This window comes from Nocardia sp. NPDC057663, assembly GCF_042799895.1.
In the GTDB taxonomy this organism is placed as follows: Bacteria; Actinomycetota; Actinomycetes; order Mycobacteriales; family Mycobacteriaceae; genus Nocardia.
In genome coordinates, this window is the sequence record NZ_JBHVHX010000009.1 from 1 (window position 1) to 24,211 (window position 24,211).

The window sequence follows — 24,211 nt, forward strand, 5'->3', positions numbered from 1 at the left end:
CCACGATTCCGAGGAATCTTGAGGCACCGGCCCTGAAGGCGTGGGTGCCGAAGAAGCGCACCTGTCGCCCACAAACTAGGCGTCGTCGTCTGGCACGTGCGTGCCACCGGCAAACCCCTTCACAGACCTCGGTGCCGACTATCTCGACCGTCGAGGGGTTTGCCGGATTGGCGTTGCTGAGTAGGGGCGGGTGCTACTTCACGACCGGAGGGGGCCCGTCCGGGAACATGGTGTAGGTGACGCGCAGGCTGACGTTGGACACCTGCGAGATACAGGCGGTGTTGTCGTTGCCATCGAGCTGGTCGATGTGGATCGCGCCGGCCATCAGGAACCCGAAGCCGCTTGGGGCGTCCGGCGCCCCGGGGGGCATAAGCGGCCGGTTGCGCGGGTTGAGCTGCCAGCTGAATGGCTCGGTCACGTCCCATGCGCGGGGATCCAGACGTTTCGTTGCCGGTTTCGGATTGGTCGAGTACGGGATCAGGCCAGGCGGCGGGCTATTGACCCAGTCCACCGTCGGGAGCTTGATCTCGACGCAGCCGTTCGGCTTGTGCTCTACCCGGCCGCTGCCACTGCTCCAGCAGGGCGTGACCTGGCCTACCACCAGCGGGCACGACGCGCCCTGCGACTCCTCGTAGGTCAGCGTGGCCATGTCGATCCTGGCGTTACGGATCTGCCGCAGCAAGCCGTCGTCGAAGTCCAGCGCCACCTGGAGGTTGATGGCGCCGCAGCGCGAGCCGTCGGGCAGCTCGGTGTTCGCGAACCCGACATGGCCGCGCATCGGCCCGGGGAATGTCCTGTAGCTGCCGCAGCCACCCCAGAAGTCACTGAATATATTGTGCTGGGCGGCGAAGCGGGACGTGCGCACGCCCACTGTGAGGGTGTGCTGACCCGGTGACTTGAAGTCTGGGCCGGCCGGCTCTAGCGCCGGCCCTGTCCTGGGCACTGTGATCGGGATCGAGAACGGGGCGAGATTCGGGACCGGCCGGGGCCGATCGGCCGGTGCGCCGGGCTTCGACTCGAGCGGGGTCATACCCGCGTTGGTGTTGCCGCCGGCCGGGCAGAGCTCGCGCTCGACGGTGTTGTTGGCCAGGTTCGTCTCTGGCGTTCCGTCGTACGCCTTCGCTGTCTCGAGCGTCGCCCGGACCTTGACCCCGGGCTGGCAGGCGGCTTTCAGGCTGTAGACGACGTCGTCGACCTCGTCGTAATACTGGTCGTTCTTGTTGTAGTCCGGACTCCCGGGCACGTTGAGGTTGTTGACTGGCAGCGTCACCGGCGCGCCGGCCTCCGGTGGGATCGCCTCGACCTTGACCGACGTGTTCTGGGACCACGAGGGGCCGACATTGGTCGCACGGAGGATGACCTTGCTCTTGTCGTTCGGGTCCAGCCCGACAATCTCGATCTTGACGTCTGGCGCGGGCGTCGCTGCCAGCGCCGGCGCTGGCAGGGGCGCCAGCAGCGCCAGCAGCGCAAGCGCGGCGAATCGGGCTCGACGCGCCCGTCGTCCAAGCCTCTCGCTCTCCCTTGTCACTGTTGCGTTTGCAGCCATCGTCATGGCCTCCGAGGTCGAATAGCGGTGGGCTGAGACCCGCGCTCTACAGTCATCGACGGCCTGTGTCTGGCCGGGGACAGCGGCGAACAGCCTCCCGCCGAGAAGCGCCACGCTGATGCGAGCGGCGACTGTCCTGTGGGTCGATGAGATCATGGCTTCATCCGCCGAGTTTCGGCCGCTGAAGTGCGAACGGCCGGTGCAGGATCGCTGTGGGCGGTTTCGCGGGGGTCGGTGATGACCAGGCGCTGGTCTCCGAGTTCGGTGTGGGATTCCATGGTGTAGAAGCGGATTTCGTGGCCGTCGGGGTCGTGTAGCTCGGGCAGGATCCAGCCGATCGTGGCGAAATGCACCCCGGCGTGGGATTCCCCGAGATCTGCCAGGTCCGCCGCGAGCGCTTCCAGCGCCGTCTTGTCCGGCACGCCGATGGAGAAGTAGTCGAATCCCGCTGCCGCCGCGGCCTTTTCCGGGTCGTACCGAAGAGCGAGCATCGGGCCGCCGGCCGGGTGGTGCAGGGCCACGCCCATCAGGGTGTCCTGCTCGTGGAATTCGATGCCGACGCTATAGCCCAACCGGGTGCGGTACCAGTCGATGGACCGCGTCAGATCGGAGACGGGGAGCTTGAGGTGATGTACCCCGGCGAGTGTGGGAACCATCGCTGCTATCCTTTTGCAGAGGCTATGTAATGATGCAGTGCTACTGTAGCGATGCAGTAAGGATGCGGTAGATGAGTGAGGGTGTCAAGGGTCCGGCGGGCAAGAAGACCTCGCCGTTATGGGATGCGCGCAAGGCCGAGACCGAACAGAAGATCATCGACGCGGCCACCCGGCTGTTCATCGCTGATGGCTATGCCACGACCTCCCTAGCGGCGGTCGCCGACGCCGCCAAGGTGGGATCGCGCACGGTCTACCTGCGGTTCGGGTCCAAAGCAGAGCTGCTCAAACGCGCCATCGACGTGGCGATCGTCGGCGATGCCCACCACATCGATCTGGCCCATCGCGACTGGTATCTGCGCGCCGGGACTGCCCCCACCCTGCATGATCGCATCGCTGCCTACGCGCCCGGAACACGGGCTCTGATGGAGCGCGTCGCCCCGCTCATCGCGGTCGCCGTCCAGGCCGAAGCCAGCGAACCACTGATCGCGCAGGCCGCCCACGCCGGACGAACCGCCACCCAGGACAACATCGCCGGAATCTGGCGGCAGATGCACGCCGATGGCCTGCTACATCCCGATGCCGACCTGGATTGGATCATCGCCACCGTCGGCGTGCTCGGGCAAGCCGAAACCTACATCCTGCTCACACGCACCCTCGGCTGGAACCCCGCCACCTACCAGCAGTGGCTGCACGACACCTGGCTGCACTTCGCAACCACCCCATCACACCCAGCCGAGCCGCAGCCATGACCTGCCCACCCCGCTCGTGGATCTCCACGACTTGCTTCATGCCGCACACCGCAGGCAGTGGGTGAAAACGATCATGTTCGACCCAGAACCATTCTGCCGCACTGTCGTTCGTGAAACCATAGGTCGCCCGAACCCTCGATCGGGTCAGAACCCGTGTACAGAAGCTACGGGACCGCTCCGACCAGGCCGTGCCGACCACTTCGGTCATCCGTGCAAACGACTTCGACCATTGACAACCGAAGGCCCAGGACAACATCGCCGATGAGTTGTCGAGAAAACGTGACGTACGGCCCGAGTGTCCAACAACTCGTGTCAGATCTTTCTCATGCACTCTGGGCCATGGTCGCCGAATCTCACGCGCTCGATATCCCGGATCCGCTTGTCCTCGACGGGGATGCGCTCGATCCGATCGGCAGCGGCGCATCCTCGTCGCGGGCCAACGCATCAAACTCGGACCCCGCCACCGCGGCAAACTCGTCACAGTCGTCATCGAAGACACCCACCTACGGATCCTGCACGGTGAAGAAGACATCGCCGTCCGACCGCGCCGAAGCACGAAGCCGATCACCCGTCTCTACGTCACTGGCAAAGGAGCGACCCCGACCAGGGGTCAAGCATCTGATGATGACGTTCGGTCAAGTAACTCCTGAGCCCTCACATTGACAACACGCGGGTCAAATCAATGAGAACAATGCCAGCGAGCTGCTGAAGTCCTGCACAAGCTGCTGATGGAGGAAAAGCACCGTGAGGACAGAACCAGAGTCTTTATCGGCGGCGCAGCTTCGCCGCCGGTTCGAAACCTCATTGGATGCCGCGGTTCGTGGTCTCCGGGTTTCGTCTGAGCCGTTCGATATCGAGGTCAGCCGCGCCCTGAACTTGATAGCTGCCGGAGCCCCTGATCCGCCGGCCGACGTGGTCGAGCAGGCACGATCGGAGTTCGAGGCCCAACTCGACGGTAGTCGCGCGGCCGCGGCGCGTGAGCAGCTTCGTGCACTCGTGGTGAGCCGACAGCCGTAGCTACAGCTTCGTAGGCTGGTCGCGTGGTTGGCAGCATCCCAAATTTCGTTTCGGAGGTTCAGATTCATGGACGACAGCGCACAGCACCGCGACTTGTCCTGGGGCGGCGACCCGAAAGCACACTGGACACCGGAGCAGCATCAGGACTAAGCCGAGGCCGAGCTGTACGCGCAGGACTACCGGCCCGCGCAACCTGTGTACGAGTTGACCGCCACGGTGCACCGTTCGACAGCGCAGCCCGGGCACCATCGGCACGACACAGACAAGAGTTCCCGCCTCCATGCCACTGTGCCCAGTACTCATCGATGCGAATGTCGATGAGATGGCCGTGTCGAACCGCTGTTGTCTGGCGTTTCTGCTTGCAGGGGTCACCGTCGACCGGCACTTCTGGGCCAGGCTGGGTGAGCCGACTGCAGGTCGGTGCGGGAGACGGGCAATCTCAAGCGGCCCGGAGCTTGTGCATCTCCGCTCAACCAAGTGCGAAATCCACCTCGACAACCAGTCGACCAGAGCAGATCTTCAGGTCCTCACGTTCCCATCTTCGACATGCCCCGCCGCGGGCACATCGAAGATAGGACCCAGAAACCTATCCGTACCGGCAGACCGCGATCGTCAGATCGGATAGGAACCCACGATGACCAGGCGTTTTCCAGTTGCCCATGTTGTACGTGTCCTGCCGGGGGCGCCAACCTGCGACCCGGGCTCACCCAAGTCAACAGAACGCTCAGATCGGCGGTGGAGGCGCGGAGACCAGGGTCTTCATCAGGCAAGGGCTTGCAGTTCTCCTCCTGCGAACCTCCGCCTGGCCGGCATCATCACCTCTTCGCCGACACCGGGAGTCGTTGGGATCTTTCTGCATGGCGAGAATCGGCCCCCGCCCTCGCGACACCGGACGATCTGGCCTCCGTACGGGTCGAGGGTCATTCGGCTGCGTCGGCGCATCAGCACGGCTACACCGCGTCCAGGGGCCGGATCCGGGAGGATGTAGTGAAGACGTACCGGTCTCAGACACGTAGCTGACCAAAGGGGTTTCGGTGGCTATGACCGCCACCGAAATTCTGATGCCGATCACCGCCAGCTTCGGCACACTGATGCAGTGGGATATACCGACGATCCGGAGGGATACAAGCGGGCAGTCGAAGCCAAGCTGCAGCCAGAGAACATCCGGTTCGCCTTGATGTTCGCCAGCCTGCTCCAGATGATCCATGAGCGGCTGAAACTGGTTGTGCTTGACGAGGTTCGAGAATTCTACAGCGTGGGCTGCGATGACTCCGGCCGCGGCATCGTCAACGAGGACGCCTACCAGCGCAACGTGCTGGCTCTGGCGCCGAAGAACAAGTTTCGGGCCTCGCTGCTCTGGCTGGTCAAGTCCGAAGCCATCACCATGGCGCAGGCGGATCGGCTGAACGATATCTACGACCATCGGCACGCGGTCACCCACGAACTCATCAAGTACATCGTCGATCCGGACGAGCGGCTCGACACCGATCTGTTCGTCGAGGCAGTGGAGATCCTGAAGGCCATCAAGCGGTTTTGGGCAGGCATCGTGGTGTACACGACGATCGACAACCCGGCGGAAGTCGATCTAGATGAGGTTTTCACGCTCGACATGATGGTGCTGCAGCACTGCGTGGACGCAGTGATCGAGGGGACGCGGGAACGCGTCAGCGAGTAGCGGCGACGGAATTGACTGCGCACGCGTCGAGTCTGGGTTCAAGTCCCAGAGGGGGCAATTCATCTGGGCTGGTAGATGAGCTGCAGTGTCGGGGCCAGCCAGAAGTTTCTCCCGGTGTTCCCCGCAAGGTCGCCGAACAACTGACCTGGTGGTGGCACGCACACCTACGATGTGCTGGCGTGGAAGTTGTTCTGCGCGTGACGCCGAGGAGGCGCGTGAGCATGGTTGATCCGATCGAGGTGTTGTGGTCACCAGTCGGGGTCACCGTGCCCTCGCGCGGAGCCAAACCACTGGTGGAGTCCGACACCAGCGACGGTGATTCCCCGAAGCTGGCGTTGGCGATCCGGATGTTGTCGATCGACACCCCCGAAACCACCGCCCGCACGGTCGAGGGCGCAGAAAAGGTCGATCAACAGTTCGCTCAGCTCGCCGAATGGTTGGGCCAACGCGACGACCTGCCGATCACCGGCCGCTACGCGGAGTACCTGCGATCGAAGATCGGCACCGGTAACGCGGGCACCCTGCACTTTGAGCAGGGCAAGAAGGCCTCGGCCTTCTCCAAAAAGAACATGGCCGACCGCCTGCACCGCCCCGGGAAGGCGGATCGCAGCGTGTTCGTCCGGACCGCGGACGCACCCTTCGACAACTACGGCCGGCTGCTGGCCTACCTCGCCCCCAACTACAGCGCCGAGGAACGCGCGGGAATGACCCGCGCCCAGCGGGCCACGTTCAACCTGGACCTGGTGCGCGAGGGATGGGCGGCACCGTTCATCATCTACCCCTCCATCCCCGGCGAGGCGGACCTGCCGATGTTCCTCGACGCCGCCGCCCGCGCGGTCACCGCAGGCAAGGGTATCTGGGGCGAGTCGTTGACGATGCCGGCCTATGAGTACCGGGCAGTGGAAAAGCTCTACGACATCGCCGCAACGATCGTGGCTGGGAAAACACCCAAGGACCGTTACAGCTGGCGGCAACGCTACTGCGTCGACATGCGCACCCGCCGACTCCACGGCCCCGAGGACTACATCGACATCGACCCGGTCTACCGGCTCTGGATCTGGCCCGGCGATGTCCGCGCCGCCATCGCTGATCTCAACCTGATCCCGGCCCCACGCCTCGTCGACGCCGACTGATCAAACAAGACGCGCAGCGGCCGGAGTCCCGTTCTCCCGGCCTGACGCCAGGATTCCGGCAATGCACAAAGGCCGGACACAAGCGCACCATTGACCTCGTCGAGCAACCATCCAGATCCCACACGACGCGCCCGCTAGGCGCGTGATTCTGCGATTTACATCCGGGAACGCGCGGGAACTCAAGGGAACTCAAGGGAAGTAACAAGCGGCTTCGGGGCCACTAACTAGCCGCCTACCTGTGAAAACAGGGAAATCTTGGGAACTGTCGGGCATCACTGGGAACCTGCGGAAACGCTGTGCCGGATTCATGACCTGCAAGGGCTGCTGTATCCAGGGACGCCCAGACCACAACCGACTCCCTGCTGGCCGCCAGCAAGAAGTACTTACCGGCGGCCAAGGCCTCGATGCCCGAACCTCGACCGGCTCGTAGACGGCCGATGGTCAGGCCACGCCCGATAGGCCAATGCCGAACGCCCCTCGCTCAGATGAGTTCGGGGCGTTCGCGATTGGGTAATCGGCCGCACACAGGCTTGATACAAGCTAAATGACTGGCGATTCAAAGTGTACGCGTAACGGGGCTAGCGCCGCGAACCCACCCGAGCTGCTGCGAGGAAGAACCCGGCAGCGTTCGCACCAGGCCGTCGCCGCAAGGTACACACCTGTCTATGCCCACTCCACGAAGTCACGGGTTCGGCAGTAGACATGAGACAGGACTGATGGCATGCAGCTCCGGCGGGCCCACGACGCGTGGGCCCGAAGTCCGGCGGAACAGTTTGCCGAGGTATACGTCCAGATGTGGCGCAGCAATAGAGGTTCCGGTTTAATAGAGCTGGAAGAGCCACTGATCGGGGACCTGGAGGTCCTCGTCATGTCGTGCACCAACTCATGCATACCGTCAGACTCGCCGAACGAATCCGGCAAGCCCACACCGGGCCAACCTGACGATGTCGTAGTTCAAGCCCCCGCAACCCAGACTGAGCTCAGTTCAGCTGCGGCACCAGCGCTTCTACTTCTCATCCAAAACACAGCCTGCGCTTGGCCGGACTCCGGTCAGGAGCAACAGTGATGTCCCCCAAGAGCTTCGCCTTCGTAGGCCGTGTCTCGACAGAGGACCAACAAGACCCCGAAACCTCCCGGAACTGGCAACTCGCCCGCGCCGGAGCACTCATCGAAGGACACGGCCGGATCGTCGCCGAGTTCTTCGACATCGGCCAATCACGATCCATCCCCTGGAAACGACGCCCCGAAGCCAACAAACTGCTCCAACTACTACGCGACCCCAACCGCGGGTTCAACGCCGTCGTCATCGGCGAACCCCAACGAGCCTTCTACGGCAACCAATTCGGACTCACCTACCCCGTCTTCGTCCACTACGGAGTGGAGCTCTGGGTCCCCGAAGTCGGCGGACCGATCGACCCCGACTCCGAAGCCCACGACCTCATCATGTCCGTCTTCGGCGGCATGTCCAAAGGAGAACGCAACCGCATCAAGATCCGCGTCCGCGCCGCCATGGCAGCCCAAACCAAAATCGAAGGACGCTACCTCGGCGGCCGACCACCCTACGGCTACCAACTCGCCGACGCCGGCCCACACCCACACCCAGGCAAAGCAGCCGACGGCAAACGCTTGCACCGCCTCGAACCCGACCCCGTCGCAGCTCCCGTCGTTCAACGAATCTTTCGCACCTATCTGACCGGCGCCGGTGTCTTTGCCATCGCTCAGAGACTCACCGCCGACAGTATCCCCAGCCCATCAGCACACGACCGAGCGCGAAACCCGCACCGCTCGGGAACCGCGTGGTCCAAGAGCGCGGTGCGAGCGATCCTGACCAACCCGCGCTACACCGGCTACGAGGTCTGGAACAAACAACGAAAGCAGGAAACACTCATCGACGTCGACGACGTCGCACTCGGACACCAAACCCGCCTCGCCTGGAACGCCAAGGAACAGTGGGTGTTCTCCGACCACCTTGCCCACGAACCACTCATCACCCGTGAATTGTTCGACGCTGTGCAACGCGAGCTGGGAGGGCGTAGCCCGAAGACATCTGGACGTGTCACCCCGCGACGTAAACACACCTACATCTACAAAGGCATGATCATCCACGAAGCCTGTGGGCGACGGATGCAAGGCAACTGGAACCACGACAAACCGCACTACCGCTGCCGCTACCCCTCCGAGTACGCGACGGCCAACAAGATCGACCACTCCCCCACCGTGTACCTGCGTGAGGAACAGATCGACGGCCCACTGGACGTTTGGCTGGCCCAGGTCTTCGCACCGGAGCAGATCGAGCGTTCACTAGCACTACTCGAGAGCACTCAAACACAGCGCAATCCCGAAGCCGAAGCCGCACGCAGACTACTCACCGAGCACAACCGCAAACTGGCAACCTATCGTGAGGCGCTCGAAGCAGGTACCGACCCGCAACTCGTAGCAGGCTGGACAAGCCAGGTACTCGCCGAGAAGCAAGCGACCGAGAACCGCCTCGCCGACATGGAACGCCAACCGGTCGAACATTCGCCGATGACCAGACAGCAGATCCGCAGCCTCGTCGATTCCCTTGGCGGACTGCTAAACATCCTGCGCCGGGCCGACCCCACCGACAAACATCACGTGTATCGAGAGCTCGGGCTGAAACTGTACTTCAACGAGAACACACGGACGGTGATCGCCGAAGCACCTGCATCCATGGAAAGAAAGGACTTGCCCGGAGCGTCCCGCGCTCCCCACCGGTGAACCTACCTGGTGAACCAGGTCTCAAAGCGCGATCAACGGTGCCCCGATCCTTGGCCGTGCCTGTAGGCCAGGTCAGGGAATACCTTGTTGGTCGCGCACCGACTCCAGTCATATCTGATGCGCGAAGCCCCCAGCCGGCCAATCAGGTGGCGAACCAACTATGCTGAGAAGCTGTGCCTCACCGCGAGCACAGCGCCGACAGTCCAGCGTGGGCTCCCGCTCCCCGCACGTCGAGATCTGCGGCGACACCGCGGTGGCCAGACTGCTGGTTGTTCAGAGCAGTCGGGCAGCCAACGTCCCGATCCGGGGGCCTGCCGCCAGGAAATTCCGGAGATCCGTGCACCACATCGGCAGATCGGTTTCGGCAGGAAGAGCTATCAGCCCCGCGACGGCGAGTACCTGGCCCCATGACCGTGTGTCGTCACGACTCGCCTGCTCGAGCACCTCCAGCGGATGTTCCACGTCGTTCGACGATGGCCCGAGCAGCGAAACCAGGTGCGGCCAACGGATAGCCAGCGCAGCAAGTTTCGCTATCTGCTCAGCCGACGGTGCCATACGCCCGTCAAGACGCTGGCGTTGCGCGACGAATGTGTAGAAGCGGAACAGATTGATGTACCGCTTGATCTCGCGCGGGGTCGTCGCGGCAAGACTCGGCAGCGCTGCCGCGATGGCGTCCGCCGCATCGGCGTCGCGATAAAGGTCCTTGAGAACAGCCTCCACAGCGGCAATGGTTTCCGGACGCAGAGGATCAGTTGGAGCGTTCGGAATCAGCAGCTGTTGAGTGGCGCGAGCCGCTTCCGGCAGAGTTGTGGGTGAAGGCGTGCGGCGCCGGATCTCGGCAGTCATCCGTCGCACAAGATCCAGGTCGAGCATGCCAGGGCGGTCTCGCTCTGCGGCATCGGCCGACGGCTCCCGCGACTGCTGCGCATGGATCCGCGCGTTCGCTCCGACGTCAGCATCCTCACGGCGCCGTGGCTCTGGCTGATGGTCCGAAGCGAACGCCGCAGCGGCAGTCGGTGGGCTGGGCCTGTTGGCTTGCAGCAGGCCTCGGGCGTAGTTTCCGATGCCGCCCGAACCTTGGGGAGCAGGCAGGCTCAGAGGCAGTTGGATGATCTTTTCCAGGAAGCGCCAGCCGAGGGAGGCCCAGTCGCCCCGTGCGTGGCCGACTTGGAGGGCCGTGTTGAGATCGCTGTATGCCACCTCGATGTGAGCCGCCACGACTCGTGGTTCCATCGCGATGACGAAGACGCAGTTCGGAAACTCACCGGCGAGAAAGAGATTGACCGCTTCGATGACCTGGACGACGGTGCCGGGTGTGCATCTGTCGAGGTCGTCGACGAAAACGACTAGTGGACGATCCCCTGTCGCGACCAGGTCGAGGACTCGTTTCATGTCCATATGAACGAGGTAGAGCAGCCCCGACTTCGGTCCGTAGCCGGGTTCTGGAAACAGGTCTAGTGTCCCCTTCAGTTCCTCCCCAGCGATGCGGCCGACCCCTCCGGCTGCGGGGCCCTGGACAAGCCCGCCCAGTGGCCCAGCTGCAGCTTGGCCGAAGAAGCCATAGGTGCGAATGACCGAGCCGACGACCCCGACTGAGGTTGCAATCGCGACGATCCCGCTCGTCGTGGGGCCCAGTGGAATGCTCGATCCGGATATCTTGGCCAGTAGCACGGCGACGCAGGCGACAACGATTCCTGCGGCCACGCCCAACGCGACCGGCAGCAGCCGTTCTAGGATCGTCCGGTATACGCGGCGCCGGACGGCGCCGCGGTCCATCCGGGCGAGGTTGAGTTTCAACCAGAATCGTTCGCGGTCTCCGACCGGCAGGCGCGCGGTGATCTGAGTGATGATTTCGTGGGCGAGTCCAGACCAGATCTGTTCGCCGCTCTGATACATCCAGGGGTTGAACCAGACTGTCGCACGCCAATCCTTGGGATCGAGGCCGCTGGTTTGGCCACGTTGTTCGGCGCGCAGCAGGGGAATCCGCTCTGCGGCGCCGAGGGGTTCCTCAGCCTGCAACAGCGCCTCACGAACGCTCACCGGTTCAGTCTGCGCCGCCGTTTCTCTTCTCCAGGGGCGAAACCAGGACCGCTGTCGATCAGGGAACGGCCTTTCCATCAGAACCGCTCGTGACGTTGGGTCGAGTTGTATGGGGCGCGGAGTGCGGGCGCCCGGTGGCGACGTACCGAAGGGGTCCTCCCCCACGCCTGGATCGAGCCGTTTCTGCACCATCCGCATGAGCGAGGTCTTGCCAGCGCCCCACGGGGCCTTGACCCCGATGGTCAGGGGCGGCTGAGTCGATTCGTGCTGGATGAACGATGCGATCGCGTTGGCATAGGGTGCGTGCTCGAGCTCGTCCTCGGTAGTCCAGAAATCACGCGCCAACCTCGGCTCCGGAAGATGATCGCGCCCGGATAACCAACGATGTACTTCCTGCTGGAGCGCAAGCCGCGCTTCCTCCTCCTCTCTGTTCGCCAACTCTGTTGCCGCGAACCGCTGTACGGGCTCGTCCGTGAAGTACACGCGGCCGTCAGGTCGCTCGACCATCAAGCCCTGACCGGCCAGTAGATCGAGCATGCGCGACGCTTCGGTGCGGTCGGAGTCGGTCAACCGCGCAGCGATCCCCGCATCCAGTCCCTCTGTGTCGATCAGCGCTGCCCGGCGAAACAGCTGCGCGGTTTGCGGATCCAGTTCGCTGTACCGATTCGCGACCAGGTCGATCATGCGGTTCTGCACGCTGTCAGCGTCACGGAAGTCTTCGGGACGGTGTTGCGCCTCTTCGATGAGCTGACCGACCAATGGATTGCTGTCGGCGAGCGCGGCAAACCAATCGCCGGCCGCGTGCGGGGACGGTGCCGGTGCTGTCACGCCACCGGAATCGGTCGCACTGCTCAACTCCGACAGCAGCACCCGAGCGGACTCGGGTAGTGACGGTGTGATCGTGTCGAGCCAGGACACGATGGCGTCGGCTCGGATCCCTTCGCAGGCAACCCAGTCGATCTGGTCGTCATCATCGCCCTCCCGCCACGGTGTGCCATCGCGCCGCAGAACATGGCCGGCCTCGTCACGTCTCGGCACACCGGCGTGATGCAGCGCCACCATTTCCCACTGGTCGTTGAATATCGGGGAACCGGAGTTGGCCACGCCTTGATCGGTGTAGTACTGCACAAACTGATCGAGTACGAATACCAAACGGTTTCCCCGGGTCCACAGCTCTTTGAGGCGACCGTACGGGTGCCCGATCAGGTTCAGATTCTCCCCGACCAGGACCGAACCGCGGATCGGGACCAGCAGCTGGCGCCCGAACCTGTCACCGGGAAATTCTCCTTCATTGTCCGGATGCAAGAGGACCAAGGAGGTGTCCAAGTGCCGATCACTCACCATGAACGAGTCAGGATTCAACAGGAATCGCCTCGTCGGTTTCGGCACGCTGTCGGGGCCTTCCTCGGCATCGAACTCGACGACCACGTCGCGAGCTGTGTCCTTGTCGGGAAGGACATGCCAGTTTGTCAGCAGAAGCTGACGGGTGACCAGGATCCCCGTCCCTATGGGCACTTCCCTGCCCATGCGGCGAAGTGAAAGACGGGCGACGCATTGCGCGGCCCGTGCGGCGCGCGACACCCACGCAGCGGAGGTGTTATCCGAGGCTGCGATTACTCGCTCGAGTGACGGCAACGTCGAGGCAACATCCGACGCGGCGAGTTGGATGACCACACTGGCAGGGACAGCACCACTGGACAGGAGCCGGTCTGCCCGGGCTTCGATGTCATCCCGGTCGCCCACGATGCCCGTCTCGCTGTCGGATCGCGACCGTTCGATCTCGTCACGGAACGGCCCGCTCTCTTCGAACCGGCGCGCCGCGTCGTCCGCACCGTCCCAGCGAGCAGCCTCGGAACCGCTGGATGCCATGATCTCGCCTCCTCCTGGTACCGCAATTATCTGCTCCGCAGGAGATCGGTCGACAACTCTTGGTACGTGTCCGCGATACAAACGGTACGTCGACGAGAGCTAATAGAATCATCCCATCAATACTAAGATGACTGGATTCAACCCACCGATCTCAAGTCAACATGCTGAAAGTAGGGTGACAGCGTTAACCGCACCGCCGGAACACTGGCATAGCCATCACCCGAGCTCTCCTGGGCGGGCAGGATTCAGCCCGACGAATACCCACGAGCATCCCCTCACATGGGTCCGTTCCCGACACACAGCGATTGCCGCAGTCGGACACTCGACGGTCCACCATGAGGACACGTCGACGACGGGGTCACGTCCCGTCACCGGGCCGACCGCCAACCGATCCAGGACCCCGCCCGCGCCTGAACCAACCATCGACGACATCACTTGAGGGTCGGCCCGACGGACTGCCCATAGGCGGCCGCCGCGACATTCGGCCGCAGCCACCGACAGCTGCGAAACGCGGTGGCTGCTGGCGTCGGATCCTCCGAGCACGGAGGGTAACCGACCAGATCATTGGCATCAGCCGACCCGCCTCTAGCTAGACCGCTCGCGGAGTCCCGATCGGTCCCTGAGCACGCCGAGTACGGGCCGCTGCCAGATATGGCGCGCCAGAAACACTTCCGGTTTCATCGACGTAGGAAGAGCCAAAAACCGCATCCAGCTGATCGGACTCGCTGTTCAGGTCGGACGAGCCTTCTCCGGGCGAACGCAACCCTGTAGGTTCGAGCTCCCACCAAGCTGCCTGTCCTGAATTTTGGTGCCGCAAGAACACTTCTGTGTCTTCTACGACACGCTGCATGCCACCACTAAGATCCCGGAAACTTGGAGCGCTGATGACTCTCGCAAGCTTTCCCTTCTTAGGCCGTGTCTCCACCGAGGACCAACAAGACCCAGAGACTTCGCGGAGCTGGCAGCTTGCTCGTGCTGAAGCGTTGATCGAGGGGCACGGAAGGATCGTCGCCGAGTTCTTCGACATCGGCCAGTCGCGATCGATCCCGTGGAAGCGCCGCCCGGAAGCCAACAAACTGCTGCAACTGCTGCGCGACCCCCACCGCGGGTTCGACGCCATCGTGATAGGTGAGCCACAACGCGCGTTCTACGGCAACCAGTTCGGACTCACCTTCCCCGTCTTCGTCCACTACGGAGTGCAGCTGTGGGTGCCCGAAGTCGGCGGACCGATCGACCCCGACTCCGAAGCCCACGACCTGATCATGTCCGTCTTTGGCGGCATGTCGAAGGGCGAACGCAGCCGTATCAAGATCCGCGTCCGCGCCGCCATGGCAGCACAAGCCCGGATCGAAGGACGCTATCTTGGCGGCCGGCCACCCTACGGGTACCAGCTGGCCGATGCCGGCCCACACCCGCACCCTGGCAAGGCAGCGGAGGGTAAGCGACTCCATCGGCTCGAACCCGATCCTGTTGCCGCGCCCGTGGTTCAACGAATCTTCCGAAGCTACCTGTCCGGTGTGGGCGCCTTCGCCATCGCCCAGCAGCTCACGTCCGACGATATCGCCAGCCCCTCCGCCCACGACCCCGCCCGCAACCGGCACCGATCGGGTATCGCGTGGTCCAAGAGCGCGGTACGAGCGATCCTGACCAACCCGCGCTACACCGGCTACGAGGCCTGGAACAAACAGCGAAAGCAGGAATCACTCATCGACGTCGACGACGTCGCACTCGGACACCAAACCCGGCTGGCCTGGAATGCCAAAGACCGGTGGATCTTCTCCGACCAGCCTGCACACGAAGCACTCGTCGACTGGCCGACATTCGAACAAGCCCAGCTCCTGCTGACATCACGCGGACAGACCTCTACCCGGGTGACCTCACAAAGCAGGCACAGCTACGTGTTCAAGGGACTCATCTTCCACGAAACCTGCGGCCGCCGGATGCAAGGCAACTGGAACCACGACAAACCCCATTACCGTTGCCGCTACCCCTCCGAATACGCGATCGCCAACAAGATCGACCACTCCCCTACCGTCTACCTCCGCGAAGACCAGATCGTCGGACCCCTCGACCACTGGCTAGCGCAAACCTTCGCACCAGAACACATCGAACACTCACTGGCAAGCCTTGCTGATGCGCAACCACCGAACCATCCCGAGGTCGAGGCGACCCGACGCCTCCTCACCGAGCAGAACCGAAAACTTGCGACCTACCGACAGGCACTCGAGGCCGGGACCGATCCGCAGCTCGTAGCATCCTGGACCGGACAGGTCCTCAGTGAGAAGCAAGCTACCGAGAGCCGCCTCGCCGCATTGGAGAAGCAGGTGATCGGGCACTCGCCGATGAACCGGGAGGAGATCCGAAGCCTCGTCGACTCCCTGCGCGGACTACTCAACGCCCTCCGCCGAGCCGATCCTGCCGACAAATATCAGTTGTATCGGGAACTCGGCCTGAAACCGACCTACAACGAAAACACACGGATGGTGATCGCCGAAGCGATACCATCCGTGTGCGTAAAGAACGTGTCCGGAGGGGGACACTCTCGCTATCCACAGACGTCGAGCTACGAAGACGACGGTGACTCAAGTAGCCGGTGCCTCGCCTTGGATAGACGATCGCGGCACCTCTAAGCTGAGCCCGCAAATTGATTCTGCGAGATCGGCAACTCCATCGGTACCGGCAGGCAGCACTACTCACCCAGAAGAGCACGCCACACGCATGCCGAGGCGCAGTCGTGTTGATGGTGTCCCCGGGTTGACCTGACCGTCAGAAACCCCCGCGCGTTTCCCCCCGGTAGAGAAGCCGGGAGTCCCCTCCTGCACACAGATCCGTGCCCAACATGCCAATTCCAGGAACTATGCGTGTTCGAGCGCACTCAAGCACGTGGCGCACACAGCCAAGCTTGAAGTCTCCCACCTCATCTCCGTGCCAACCCGCGCGCCAGCCACGATGATCGCCTGTCTCCCGACGTGGTGGGTGTGCCGCAAGCTGGAATCGGATGCGACTCGCCTATGGGCTATTCGGCAGAACCCCCAAACACATCGTTTCACCCGCTGGCACACGTCAGCCATGCGAACCCGCTGAGATCCGGGATAGAGCAATGGACTCGACGTTCGTGGACGACGTGCTCGTCTCGACCGGTCGACCGGTCGAGCGAGCCTTCCCCGTTCGCCCACGCGCCACCGCCACGTCGCGGGGCGATGCCCACCCTATGTCGATCAACGCCTGAACGCGCCCCCACAGAAACCCCACAGTTTTGACCGGAACTGTGAGAACTGGTGAGCGCAGCAGCATCCCGAAAGATATTGGTGCTAGGTAGTACTGAGAAATCTTGAGCATGCTCCAGGACACTGGAATTGTCGCCAGGTGGTCGCAGGTTCAAATCCTGTCAGCCCGACAGTGAAAACCCTCTCTGACCTGGGTCGGAGGGGGTTTCACTTTTCGGAGAATTGACGTTTTTCGGCCAATTCCCACACAAACCCCACGTTTTTGACCTCCGCGGCCTGCCGAGAATGCGGCGTGGCCAGCCTCACGGCGCCCATCGGCGAGTTCAGCTGAACCCGTTTCACCTGCACGGAAGGTTCGTTGGTCTCGACGCGAAGCTGCTTGCGCAACGTCGGCTCATGCGCCGCAGCCGGGTGATCAGCCGAGCGAACGTGCGTGGCCGCAGCCCGGAGAACAACTCCACCATCACCGGGTCAGCTGCTGGGAACAGCGCTTCCTGGTGACTCGGCGTCGGTCGCGGACAGGGTCCGCTGGCGGCGAACTCCCGCTTCGGGTACGACTGGAGGCGAGCAGAGGGGGAAGCTGTGCGGGAATCGAAGAGCGCGACATCAGCGATCGGTGAACGGGTGGGTGAGCGAAGGGTGCGTTCCACCGAGGAATGGCTCGCCTACTTTCAGCAGAATGCGCTCCGGCAGCGCGAGATTCCGTGGCAATCGAACGGGGTCGGGGCATCTCCCGCCGAGATGGCACCCCTTCGCCGGTCGCTCCAGGCCTGGCAGCTCGGCGAAACATCGGATGGACGGCATCTGGCGGCGTCCGCTGACCGATTCGCCGCCGCCACCGACGATCCCGCGTATCGCGATGTCATCGACCTGTTCATCCGTGAGGAGCAACGCCACGGCGCGCTGTTGGGTCGAATCCTCGACGATGCGGGAATCCCACGGCGACAAGCCGATTGGGGCGACACGCCTGCGTCGGTGAACCCGAGGTGCGCCGCACCAGGGACAGTGAGCCGGTAGCTGGGTTCGGCAGCGGTGGCCAGCACCCGCCCGAGCGCATCCGCATAGCGCTCATCCCCATCAGTGCTGCCGGTTCCCTGCCCCGACACGAGGGCAAGGACGGGGGACCGCCCTTGGAAAGCTACGCGAGGAAGGCCGTCCACGTTGATCGCGGCGTCGAATCGGTTGTCCTGCGCGGCGGCGAGTAGCGCGGCGGCACCACCCAGCGAGTGACCGGCCACCGCCGCGCGATCCACATCGAGCCGACCGGCAAGTAACCCTGCAGCGCCGACGTCGGATAGCTGACCACAGTCGATGTTCTCCAGTGCGTCGAGCACGAACCGGAGGTCCGCTGCGCGTACCTCCGTCCACACCGCTGCCCTCCGCTCGTCTTCGGAATCGTCGCCCGTCGCGGTCACGGTGCTGCGTACCACTGAGTGACTTCCTGCCGGTTACGACCGCTGCGAGCGCCGTACTGCTGGCCGTGGCCGCGTGGACACCCCGCCCGGTCCGTGCCGCGTGGACTACGGCTTGGTGTGCAAGTCCATTCATCAGCTCCTGAGCGGTGTACGGCCTCGGTGGTCTGCACGATCCTTCCAGCGCATCGCACGGTCGATCTTGGATCAGCGCCGGGCCGAGCGAGGCGAATCCGTAACTCCGAAACGGATTTCCGGAAACACGCCCGAGGAGCACCACTCTGCGACATAGTGGTAGACGCTCGCGTACCCCACTCATACGCGGGCGTACCTCACTCGATGTTCGTGAATTGGATCAGTAACTTTATGAGGACGAGCACATCCCCCGCGGCGGCCCGCGCCGTCGCCATCACAGCCCTGATCGTTGGTTCCGCAGGCGGATTTCCCGGGGCGGCCTACGCCGACAACACACCCGGTTCTCCCACGGTGATCACGGTCGACACCACAGCAGACGGCGTCGCGGCCGATCCACAAAGCGGGTTATGCCGTACTGCCTCCGGCACCTGCACACTGCGAGCGGCGGTTCAGACGGCCAATGCCCGGCCGGGGAGCACAGTCGTGGTGCCTGAGGGGCGCTACATCTTGACGATCCCGCCCGACCCACAGAAAGTGCAGGGCCGCAACCCGGATCCGACCACGGGAGACCTGAACCTCACCGCGCCGACGACACTGCGTGGCGCGGGCCGCGACCGGACAGTGTTGGATGCCAATGGGATCGACAGGGTGCTCAGTATCTCCGCGCCCGTGACGTTGACGGGATCGACCGTGACCGGCGGAGTCACCGCGCAGCATGAGATCCCGTACTACGACACCGGCGGCGGCGGAATTTCCAATTCGTCGAATCTCGTACTCGACGATGTCGTGGTCCGGGGTAACAGCGCCGGGTACGGCGGCGGGATCTTCAACGTGCCGGGGTCGGACCTGCAGACGAGAAACACGACCATCACCGGCAACACATCCGGCGAGGCGGGCGGCGTGCGATGCGATAACACCTGCACCTTCACCGACTCGACGATCTCCGACAACCGCGTGGTCAATCCCGAAGTGTGGTACCGCCCGGGTGGATTCGCCGGACGCGGCGGCGGCGTAGACGTCCGGGGCCGGGGCGTGGTGACTTTCGATCGTGCGACCGTCACCGGAAACAGCGCCTCGGACGCGGGTGGTGGCATCAACGTGGCGCCCGCCTACCTCGACACCCTTCCACAGCAGGTGACGGACGTGGTGAATTTTCCAGTGGGCACCGTGATATTGCGGAACTCCACCATCCGGGGAAACACCTCCGACACCGTTCGGGCCAACTGCGCGAAGGTGTTCGCGAGGATTGTTTCCGAAGGCGGCAACACCAGCGACGACAATTCCTGCGACCTCACCGGGCCGGGCGACAAAGTCGTGCCCTAGCTGTATGAGGCCATGACGGTCCTGACCGCGATATCGGCACTGTCGCAACGTAGTTCGTGCGTGATTCGTCTGGCCGACCATTTCTTGTTCCGGCGCATCTTCTCGATCCGGTTGGTCACCTCGGCTGATGTGGCCCTGGGTTGGTGATGAGGCGTGCTGGAGCGGTCGGCCAGGCCCAACTCGCCGAATCGGCGGTGCCGGTTGACCCATTTCGAGGCGCATTGACGTGAAATGCCCATCTCGGCGGCGACGTGAGCGATCGGGCGGGTCTGGCAGCGCTGCACCAGGCGGCGACGGCCTTCGATGGACAGCGGGGCATTACGGTGGGTCACGGACGGGTCTTTCCGGTCGAGCGGACGGAGGATGTGGTGTTTTCCATCCTGCCGCCGGGAGACCCGTCCCCTCAGCTCACCCCTGCCCGGGCGTCAACAACCTCATGACCCACAACACCTAAGGGATGTCCCGTAAGTCGTTGAGCGGCAACGGGTATCGTGTCGCCGGTGGTGATCTCGGCGTCTGACCCGGGTGATGGTGGAGTTGTTCTCCGGGCTGCGGCCACGCACGTTCACTCGCCTGATCACCCGGTTGCGGCGCGAAGGCGCCGACCGGCCGTTACGGGGCCGGCCCTGGAGGTTGTGTTTCGAAGAACGGGTGTTGCTGGTGGCCACCTACTGGCGAACCAACCTCACGATGCGCCAACTCGCGGCGGTGTTCGGTGTCTCGAAGTCGGCCGCGGCCCGGGTGATCGAGGACCTTGGACCGGCGTTGGCGCTACGGCCCCGGGCCCGGTTCCCGCGTGGTGCGGTGCTGATAGTGGACGGAACCCTGGTCCCGACCCGTGACCACAAGGTCGCCGCCCAGAGTAAGAACTACCGGTACTCGACCAACCATCAGGTCGTGATCGGACGCCGACACCGAACTCGTCGTCGCGCTCGGGCGACCGTTGCCGGGCAACCGCAACGACTGCCGAGCCTGGACCGAGTCCGGTGCGGCCGATGCCTGCCGCAACGCAGTGGTGATCGCTGATGGCGGCTACCAGGGGACCGGCTTGATCATCCCGCACCGCCGGTCACCTGGTGTCGAGCTGCCGGAATGGAAACAGGCACACAACAAGTCCCATCGCAGGGTCCGTGCTCGCGTCGAGCATGCTTTCGCTCGGATGAAGACCTGGAAGATCTTGCGCGACTGCCGGTTGCGCGGTGACGGGGTGGGTGTCGCGATGGCCGGGGTGGCGACTCTGGCCAACCTCGCCCACGCCTGCTGACTCGTGGCCGGTGGCCCCGTCACCGTCTCCGAGTCAGACTTACGGGACATCGCTTAGCCGGCAGGGATTTCCAGCCCGAGCAGCGTGCGGTGGATGTACAACACCATGTCCTCGAGCTCGAGCAAGTCGCCTCCGGCGCGCAGGGTCCTGCGGACGGCCTCGTTGGTCGCATCGGTCACCGCCAGATACGCGTCGTCCGGCACCGATGGATCAACGGGGCCTGCCGCTGCACGCCATGATCGGATGAACCCGGCAAACCAGTGCTGGCATCGCTCGAACGACTCGATCGCGCGCGGCCCGGCCGGGGCGGTCTCCAGATAGAACGAGCGGGCGAACGACGGTTCGTCACGCAACAGGGTGAGGTATTCGCGAATTCCCAGCCGCAGTGCCTCGAACGGCTCCACCGGTCCGGCGAATACCTCCCTCATCACGTGCTCGAGATGCTCGATCATCAGATCCCGGCCCGTCTCGGCCGCGGCGAGGAAGCACGCTTCCTTGTCCGGGAAGTGCTGGTAGAACGTCCGGCGCGAAACCTTCGCCGCCGCAGCGATATCCGCGATCGTCACAGTGAGATAGCCGCGATCCGCGACGACGACCGTCACCCCGTACAAAAGCCGCTGCCGCTGCGACCCGGTAACCAGCTCACGAGCAAGGCCATGCGGCCCGTGCGGCAACTCCGCCAGGGTCGGCTCCAGCAACTTCTTACGTCCCACCTGCACCTTCATATCAGGCGCGCGCCTGGCGTGAAGAGCCGGTTCGGCAGACCAAAGGAGACTCCGGTCCGCACGGATCGGGGTCTGCCGCCTCAGCGCCACGATCACCGTGGACCAGGTGCGCACCGTGATCGGCAACCTGATCGAGCCCGGCTGGGCAGCGGCCTCGGTATCTGACGCCGAGGGCCTGCGCCGAGTCCAGGATCAGCGGCACACCCGCGCGGCGGGCCAGCTGTCGAGCCCCGCTACCGCGCAGGCTCTGACATGGATAGGACTGATACCGCGGCGGTCGCGATGTGGGTCGGCGCGGTCCACGTCGGCGGCGTCGGCGGCCTCCACTACCGCGGCCACCGCGCGGCGCCGTCGAAGCCCTCGTCGCCGGGCAGCAACACCCGGCCACGGACCGCGTTGCGCAGAGCATCGAAAGACGTTGTTTCTTCCTAACTTTCAGTCGTACACAAATGTAGGGCGCGGTCGCCTTCGTCCGCGCCCACCGGAACTACGCGCGACGGAACTTCAGCGCGCGGGGCAACGGCTTCGGGTCGCGCTGGGCCGGGGCGCGCAGCGCCCAGGAGGCCAGCGTCAGCCCCGCGAAGACCAGCGGGGACACCGTGTTGGCGGTCGGATCGTCGACCGCGAGATGGGAGGCGGCCGCGCCGGCGTAGACGAAGAACAGTCCGGCGTAAGCCCATTCCTTCAGTCGCGGGAATCCCGGCACCACCAGGGCGGCGACCGCGGCCACCTTGGCCACGCCGAGGATCGTCGCGAAGTACATCGGGTAGCGCAGCCCGGCGAAGGTCTCCTCGACGTACGGGATGCGGGCCAGATCCCAGTACGCGCCCACCACCGACTCGGTCAGCACAATGCCGGTGGTCGCGGCGAAGACGGCGAACTTGGTTCGACGAGGTGTTGCGGCAATTGGCCGCCCGGCACGTCGAGGAGGTCCGCACACTGTTCGATCGGCTACCCGATGTTGCTGTTCCGCAACGGATTACGCGGCTAGCCGAGTAGGTCACCGGCACTCTGGCCAGCGACCGCGAGTCCAGCATCGCTCGCTGTGAATCCTTCCTCGAAGTCGCGCGCCGCCCCCACCTGCGGGCCCGCCTCGACGAATGGGGAGCCATGCAGCGAGCGGCCTTCGCCGTCGAGCTCCGCGGCGCCGGATCCCCGATGCCCGAAGCCGACGCCGCGGACCTGCTCACCCTCGTCAACGGCCTGATCCTCGAGCACTCGCGCGGGTGGGAGGTCGGCGAGAACCTCGACATAGATGCCTGCCTGCAGCCTGGTGAACGCGGCACCGAGGCAGGCGTGCGGACCGGCGCCGAAACTCAGATGCGGGGCGGACGCGGGGCGGTCCAGCCGGAACTCGCTGGGGTCGGGCCAGCGTGCCCGATTTCCGTTGAGACGCCGCGCCAGGGCCCACTGCTGGTCGGCGTCAGGGAACACCGCCCGCTCGGTGGCGCTGATTCGAATCCGGACGGCGAGGTCGTGGGCGCGCGCGTCTGACCGACCATCGAACGAAGATGCGTATGTCGTAGCGTCTGCAGGCTCCGTCCGCGAGCCAGCTGTCGACATCGCTTTGCCTGCATGTGGCGAGCGTTGTTCCGTGGCTGCGCAACCACTTCAACCATTTGATGATGGTTTGGACTTCGCTTCTAGTGTCCTGCGCCGGGAATTCGTTGTAAGTATGAAGCGAGGCGTTCCAGGATGTCGTCGGCGGTCTTGGTCCAGACGAACGGCTTGGGGTTGTCGTTCCATGCGTCGACCCAGTCGCGGATCGATTTCTCCAGTGCGGCAACGCTTTTGTGGCCGCCGCGGCGGAGTTGCCGGTCGGTGAGCAGGCCGAACCAGCGTTCTACCTCGTTGAGCCAGGAGGAGTAGGTCGGGGTAAAGTGCATGTGGAAGCGGGGATGTGCCGCAAGCCATTTCATGATGATCGGCGCTTTGTGGGTGCCGTAGTTGTCGCAGATCAAGTGCACGTCCAACTCGGCGGGCACTTGCTTGTCGAGCCTGGTCAGGAACTTCTTGAACTCGATGGCGCGATGGCGGCGGTGGATCTGGCCGATCACCTCACCGGTGGCGACGTTCAAGGCGGCGAACAGGGTGGTGATCCCGTGCGACTATCTCGTGATCGAATCCCCCCCCCCCCGCCCGGCCGCCGGACGGTTCCGCGCTGCCTCTCTTGCGCGACCTCGTCGAGCGCGGCATCGTCCGGGTGCTCGATCTGGCGTTCATCCGGAAAGACCTCGACGGATCGCTGACCGGAATCGATATCGCCGACCTCCATCTGGTGAGACGACGGCACCGTGTTCAAGCATTCGATCGCGTCGAGGATCTCCGATCCTGCGGGCAGGTGCAGCGGGCCGGGCCTCGGCCGCGATGCCCAGCGGGAGCCGAAGCCGGAGTCCGACATGGGGAGCAGTATCCGTCGCCCAGCTCTGCGGGGGACGACTCCGAGGTCGGCGAATCGCGGAGCGCTCGACGGCATCACCGGCTCGATCAGAAAGGTCCACTGTGTATCTCGCTGATCGCCGATAACGGGCGGACAGGTATCGGCGAGTAGCGCAAGGACTCGACGTCCGAGTGCGGATGGGAGGTCGAGCGCGCCGATTCGCGGTCCGCACACCACGGTCGCGCGGTCGGCGGTGAGCTCGACCGGCAGACCGTATCTGTGCCGTAGCAGGTGTGCGATATCGACTGGCGTGTAACAAGA

At 64.1% G+C, this 24,211-nt stretch carries 16 protein-coding genes and 6 pseudogenes; 11 read left to right on the forward strand and 11 right to left on the reverse strand.

Annotation, left to right across the window (positions count from 1 at the left end; all coding sequences use genetic code 11):
- Positions 1-193 precede the first annotated feature (193 nt).
- The gene (locus ACFVAV_RS20150; RefSeq protein WP_379036502.1) at positions 194-1,702 is read right to left on the reverse strand and encodes a hypothetical protein; all 1,509 of its coding nucleotides are present in this window, start codon (positions 1,700-1,702) and stop codon (positions 194-196) included.
- Entirely contained in the window at positions 1,699-2,202 is a 504-nt protein-coding gene (locus ACFVAV_RS20155; protein WP_379036504.1) for a VOC family protein, read from the reverse strand. The genes ACFVAV_RS20150 and ACFVAV_RS20155 overlap by 4 nt, the downstream gene beginning before the upstream one ends.
- A 71-nt stretch (positions 2,203-2,273) precedes the next feature.
- On the opposite strand from ACFVAV_RS20155, the gene ACFVAV_RS20160 reads away from it, so the two are divergent.
- On the forward strand, positions 2,274-2,951 hold the full coding sequence (locus tag ACFVAV_RS20160; protein WP_379036505.1) for a TetR/AcrR family transcriptional regulator: 678 nt from the start codon (positions 2,274-2,276) through the stop codon (positions 2,949-2,951).
- Positions 2,952-3,304: 353 nt separating this feature from the next.
- Here the strand turns inward: ACFVAV_RS20160 and ACFVAV_RS20165 are convergent, their stop codons facing one another.
- Positions 3,305-3,454, reverse strand: a complete 150-nt coding sequence (locus ACFVAV_RS20165; RefSeq protein WP_379036506.1) for a hypothetical protein — start codon at positions 3,452-3,454, stop codon at positions 3,305-3,307.
- Between the two features lie 241 nt (positions 3,455-3,695).
- Between ACFVAV_RS20165 and ACFVAV_RS20170 the strand changes: the two genes are divergently transcribed.
- The 4 genes from ACFVAV_RS20170 to ACFVAV_RS20185 all read left to right on the forward strand — a co-directional run bounded on the left by ACFVAV_RS20170 (position 3,696) and on the right by ACFVAV_RS20185 (position 9,515).
- On the forward strand, positions 3,696-3,968 hold the full coding sequence (locus tag ACFVAV_RS20170) for a hypothetical protein (RefSeq protein WP_379036507.1): 273 nt from the start codon (positions 3,696-3,698) through the stop codon (positions 3,966-3,968).
- 1,096 nt (positions 3,969-5,064) lie between these two features.
- A complete protein-coding gene (locus ACFVAV_RS20175; protein WP_379036508.1) occupies positions 5,065-5,643 on the forward strand; it encodes a hypothetical protein in 579 nt (192 codons plus the stop codon).
- 350 nt (positions 5,644-5,993) lie between these two features.
- Positions 5,994-6,776, forward strand: coding sequence for a thermonuclease family protein (locus tag ACFVAV_RS20180; protein WP_379036509.1), 783 nt, complete (start codon positions 5,994-5,996; stop codon positions 6,774-6,776).
- A 1,065-nt stretch (positions 6,777-7,841) separates the two neighbouring features.
- A complete protein-coding gene (locus ACFVAV_RS20185) occupies positions 7,842-9,515 on the forward strand; it encodes a recombinase family protein (protein ID WP_379036510.1) in 1,674 nt (557 codons plus the stop codon).
- 273 nt (positions 9,516-9,788) lie between these two features.
- Here the strand turns inward: ACFVAV_RS20185 and ACFVAV_RS20190 are convergent, their stop codons facing one another.
- Positions 9,789-13,424 (reverse strand): P-loop NTPase fold protein, encoded by a 3,636-nt coding sequence (locus tag ACFVAV_RS20190; protein ID WP_379036511.1) that lies wholly within the window; start codon positions 13,422-13,424, stop codon positions 9,789-9,791.
- An 884-nt stretch (positions 13,425-14,308) separates the two neighbouring features.
- Here ACFVAV_RS20190 and ACFVAV_RS20195 point away from each other — a divergent pair.
- Positions 14,309-16,054, forward strand: coding sequence for a recombinase family protein (locus ACFVAV_RS20195; RefSeq protein ID WP_379036512.1), 1,746 nt, complete (start codon positions 14,309-14,311; stop codon positions 16,052-16,054).
- An 804-nt stretch (positions 16,055-16,858) separates the two neighbouring features.
- Here ACFVAV_RS20195 and ACFVAV_RS20200 read toward each other — a convergent pair.
- On the reverse strand, positions 16,859-17,038 hold the full coding sequence (locus tag ACFVAV_RS20200) for a hypothetical protein (RefSeq protein WP_379036513.1): 180 nt from the start codon (positions 17,036-17,038) through the stop codon (positions 16,859-16,861).
- 252 nt (positions 17,039-17,290) lie between these two features.
- Between ACFVAV_RS20200 and ACFVAV_RS20205 the strand changes: the two genes are divergently transcribed.
- Positions 17,291-17,668 (forward strand): hypothetical protein, encoded by a 378-nt coding sequence (locus ACFVAV_RS20205; RefSeq protein ID WP_379036743.1) that lies wholly within the window; start codon positions 17,291-17,293, stop codon positions 17,666-17,668.
- Positions 17,669-17,814: 146 nt separating this feature from the next.
- Here the strand turns inward: ACFVAV_RS20205 and ACFVAV_RS20210 are convergent.
- A pseudogene (locus ACFVAV_RS20210) lies at positions 17,815-18,081 on the reverse strand (hypothetical protein); the annotation flags it as partial.
- Between the two features lie 348 nt (positions 18,082-18,429).
- On the opposite strand from ACFVAV_RS20210, the gene ACFVAV_RS20215 reads away from it, so the two are divergent.
- Entirely contained in the window at positions 18,430-19,521 is a 1,092-nt protein-coding gene (locus ACFVAV_RS20215) for a CSLREA domain-containing protein (RefSeq protein WP_379036514.1), read from the forward strand.
- 14 nt (positions 19,522-19,535) lie between these two features.
- On the opposite strand, the pseudogene ACFVAV_RS20220 reads toward ACFVAV_RS20215, so the two are convergent.
- A pseudogene (locus tag ACFVAV_RS20220) lies at positions 19,536-19,853 on the reverse strand (helix-turn-helix domain-containing protein); the annotation flags it as partial.
- Between the two features lie 168 nt (positions 19,854-20,021).
- Here ACFVAV_RS20220 and ACFVAV_RS20225 point away from each other — a divergent pair.
- Positions 20,022-20,785, forward strand: a pseudogene (locus ACFVAV_RS20225) (transposase).
- Positions 20,786-20,838: 53 nt separating this feature from the next.
- On the opposite strand, the gene ACFVAV_RS20230 reads toward ACFVAV_RS20225, so the two are convergent.
- Positions 20,839-21,510 carry a TetR/AcrR family transcriptional regulator gene (locus ACFVAV_RS20230; RefSeq protein ID WP_379036515.1) on the reverse strand — a complete coding sequence of 224 codons (672 nt, stop codon included), beginning with the start codon at positions 21,508-21,510 and terminating at the stop codon, positions 20,839-20,841.
- Between the two features lie 487 nt (positions 21,511-21,997).
- Positions 21,998-22,360 carry a DoxX family protein gene (locus ACFVAV_RS20235; RefSeq protein WP_379036516.1) on the reverse strand — a complete coding sequence of 121 codons (363 nt, stop codon included), beginning with the start codon at positions 22,358-22,360 and terminating at the stop codon, positions 21,998-22,000.
- A gap of 185 nt (positions 22,361-22,545) precedes the next feature.
- Here ACFVAV_RS20235 and ACFVAV_RS20240 point away from each other — a divergent pair.
- Positions 22,546-22,668, forward strand: a pseudogene (locus ACFVAV_RS20240) (hypothetical protein); the annotation flags it as partial.
- Positions 22,669-22,773: 105 nt separating this feature from the next.
- Here the strand turns inward: ACFVAV_RS20240 and ACFVAV_RS20245 are convergent.
- Together ACFVAV_RS20245 and ACFVAV_RS20250 are read right to left on the reverse strand one after the other, a co-directional pair.
- Positions 22,774-23,073, reverse strand: a pseudogene (locus tag ACFVAV_RS20245) (cytochrome P450); the annotation flags it as partial.
- An 80-nt stretch (positions 23,074-23,153) separates the two neighbouring features.
- On the reverse strand, positions 23,154-23,588 hold the full coding sequence (locus tag ACFVAV_RS20250) for an IS630 family transposase (protein ID WP_379036517.1): 435 nt from the start codon (positions 23,586-23,588) through the stop codon (positions 23,154-23,156).
- A 13-nt stretch (positions 23,589-23,601) separates the two neighbouring features.
- Between ACFVAV_RS20250 and ACFVAV_RS20255 the strand changes: the two are divergent.
- Positions 23,602-23,788 (forward strand): annotated as a pseudogene (locus ACFVAV_RS20255) (DUF1269 domain-containing protein); the annotation flags it as partial.
- Between the last annotated feature and the right edge of the window lie 423 nt (positions 23,789-24,211).

Bases quoted from the DNA above. Each gene is read 5' to 3' on its own strand.
- ACFVAV_RS20195 (WP_379036512.1), top strand. From the start codon at position 14,309: ATGACTCTCGCAAGCTTTCCCTTCTTAGGCCGTGTCTCCACCGAGGAC.
- ACFVAV_RS20215 (WP_379036514.1), top strand. From the start codon at position 18,430: ATGAGGACGAGCACATCCCCCGCGGCGGCCCGCGCCGTCGCCATCACA.
- ACFVAV_RS20160 (WP_379036505.1), top strand. From the start codon at position 2,274: ATGAGTGAGGGTGTCAAGGGTCCGGCGGGCAAGAAGACCTCGCCGTTA.
- ACFVAV_RS20230 (WP_379036515.1), bottom strand. From the start codon at position 21,510: ATGAAGGTGCAGGTGGGACGTAAGAAGTTGCTGGAGCCGACCCTGGCG.
- ACFVAV_RS20185 (WP_379036510.1), top strand. From the start codon at position 7,842: ATGTCCCCCAAGAGCTTCGCCTTCGTAGGCCGTGTCTCGACAGAGGAC.
- ACFVAV_RS20190 (WP_379036511.1), bottom strand. From the start codon at position 13,424: ATGGCATCCAGCGGTTCCGAGGCTGCTCGCTGGGACGGTGCGGACGAC.
- ACFVAV_RS20155 (WP_379036504.1), bottom strand. From the start codon at position 2,202: ATGGTTCCCACACTCGCCGGGGTACATCACCTCAAGCTCCCCGTCTCC.
- ACFVAV_RS20150 (WP_379036502.1), bottom strand. From the start codon at position 1,702: ATGATCTCATCGACCCACAGGACAGTCGCCGCTCGCATCAGCGTGGCG.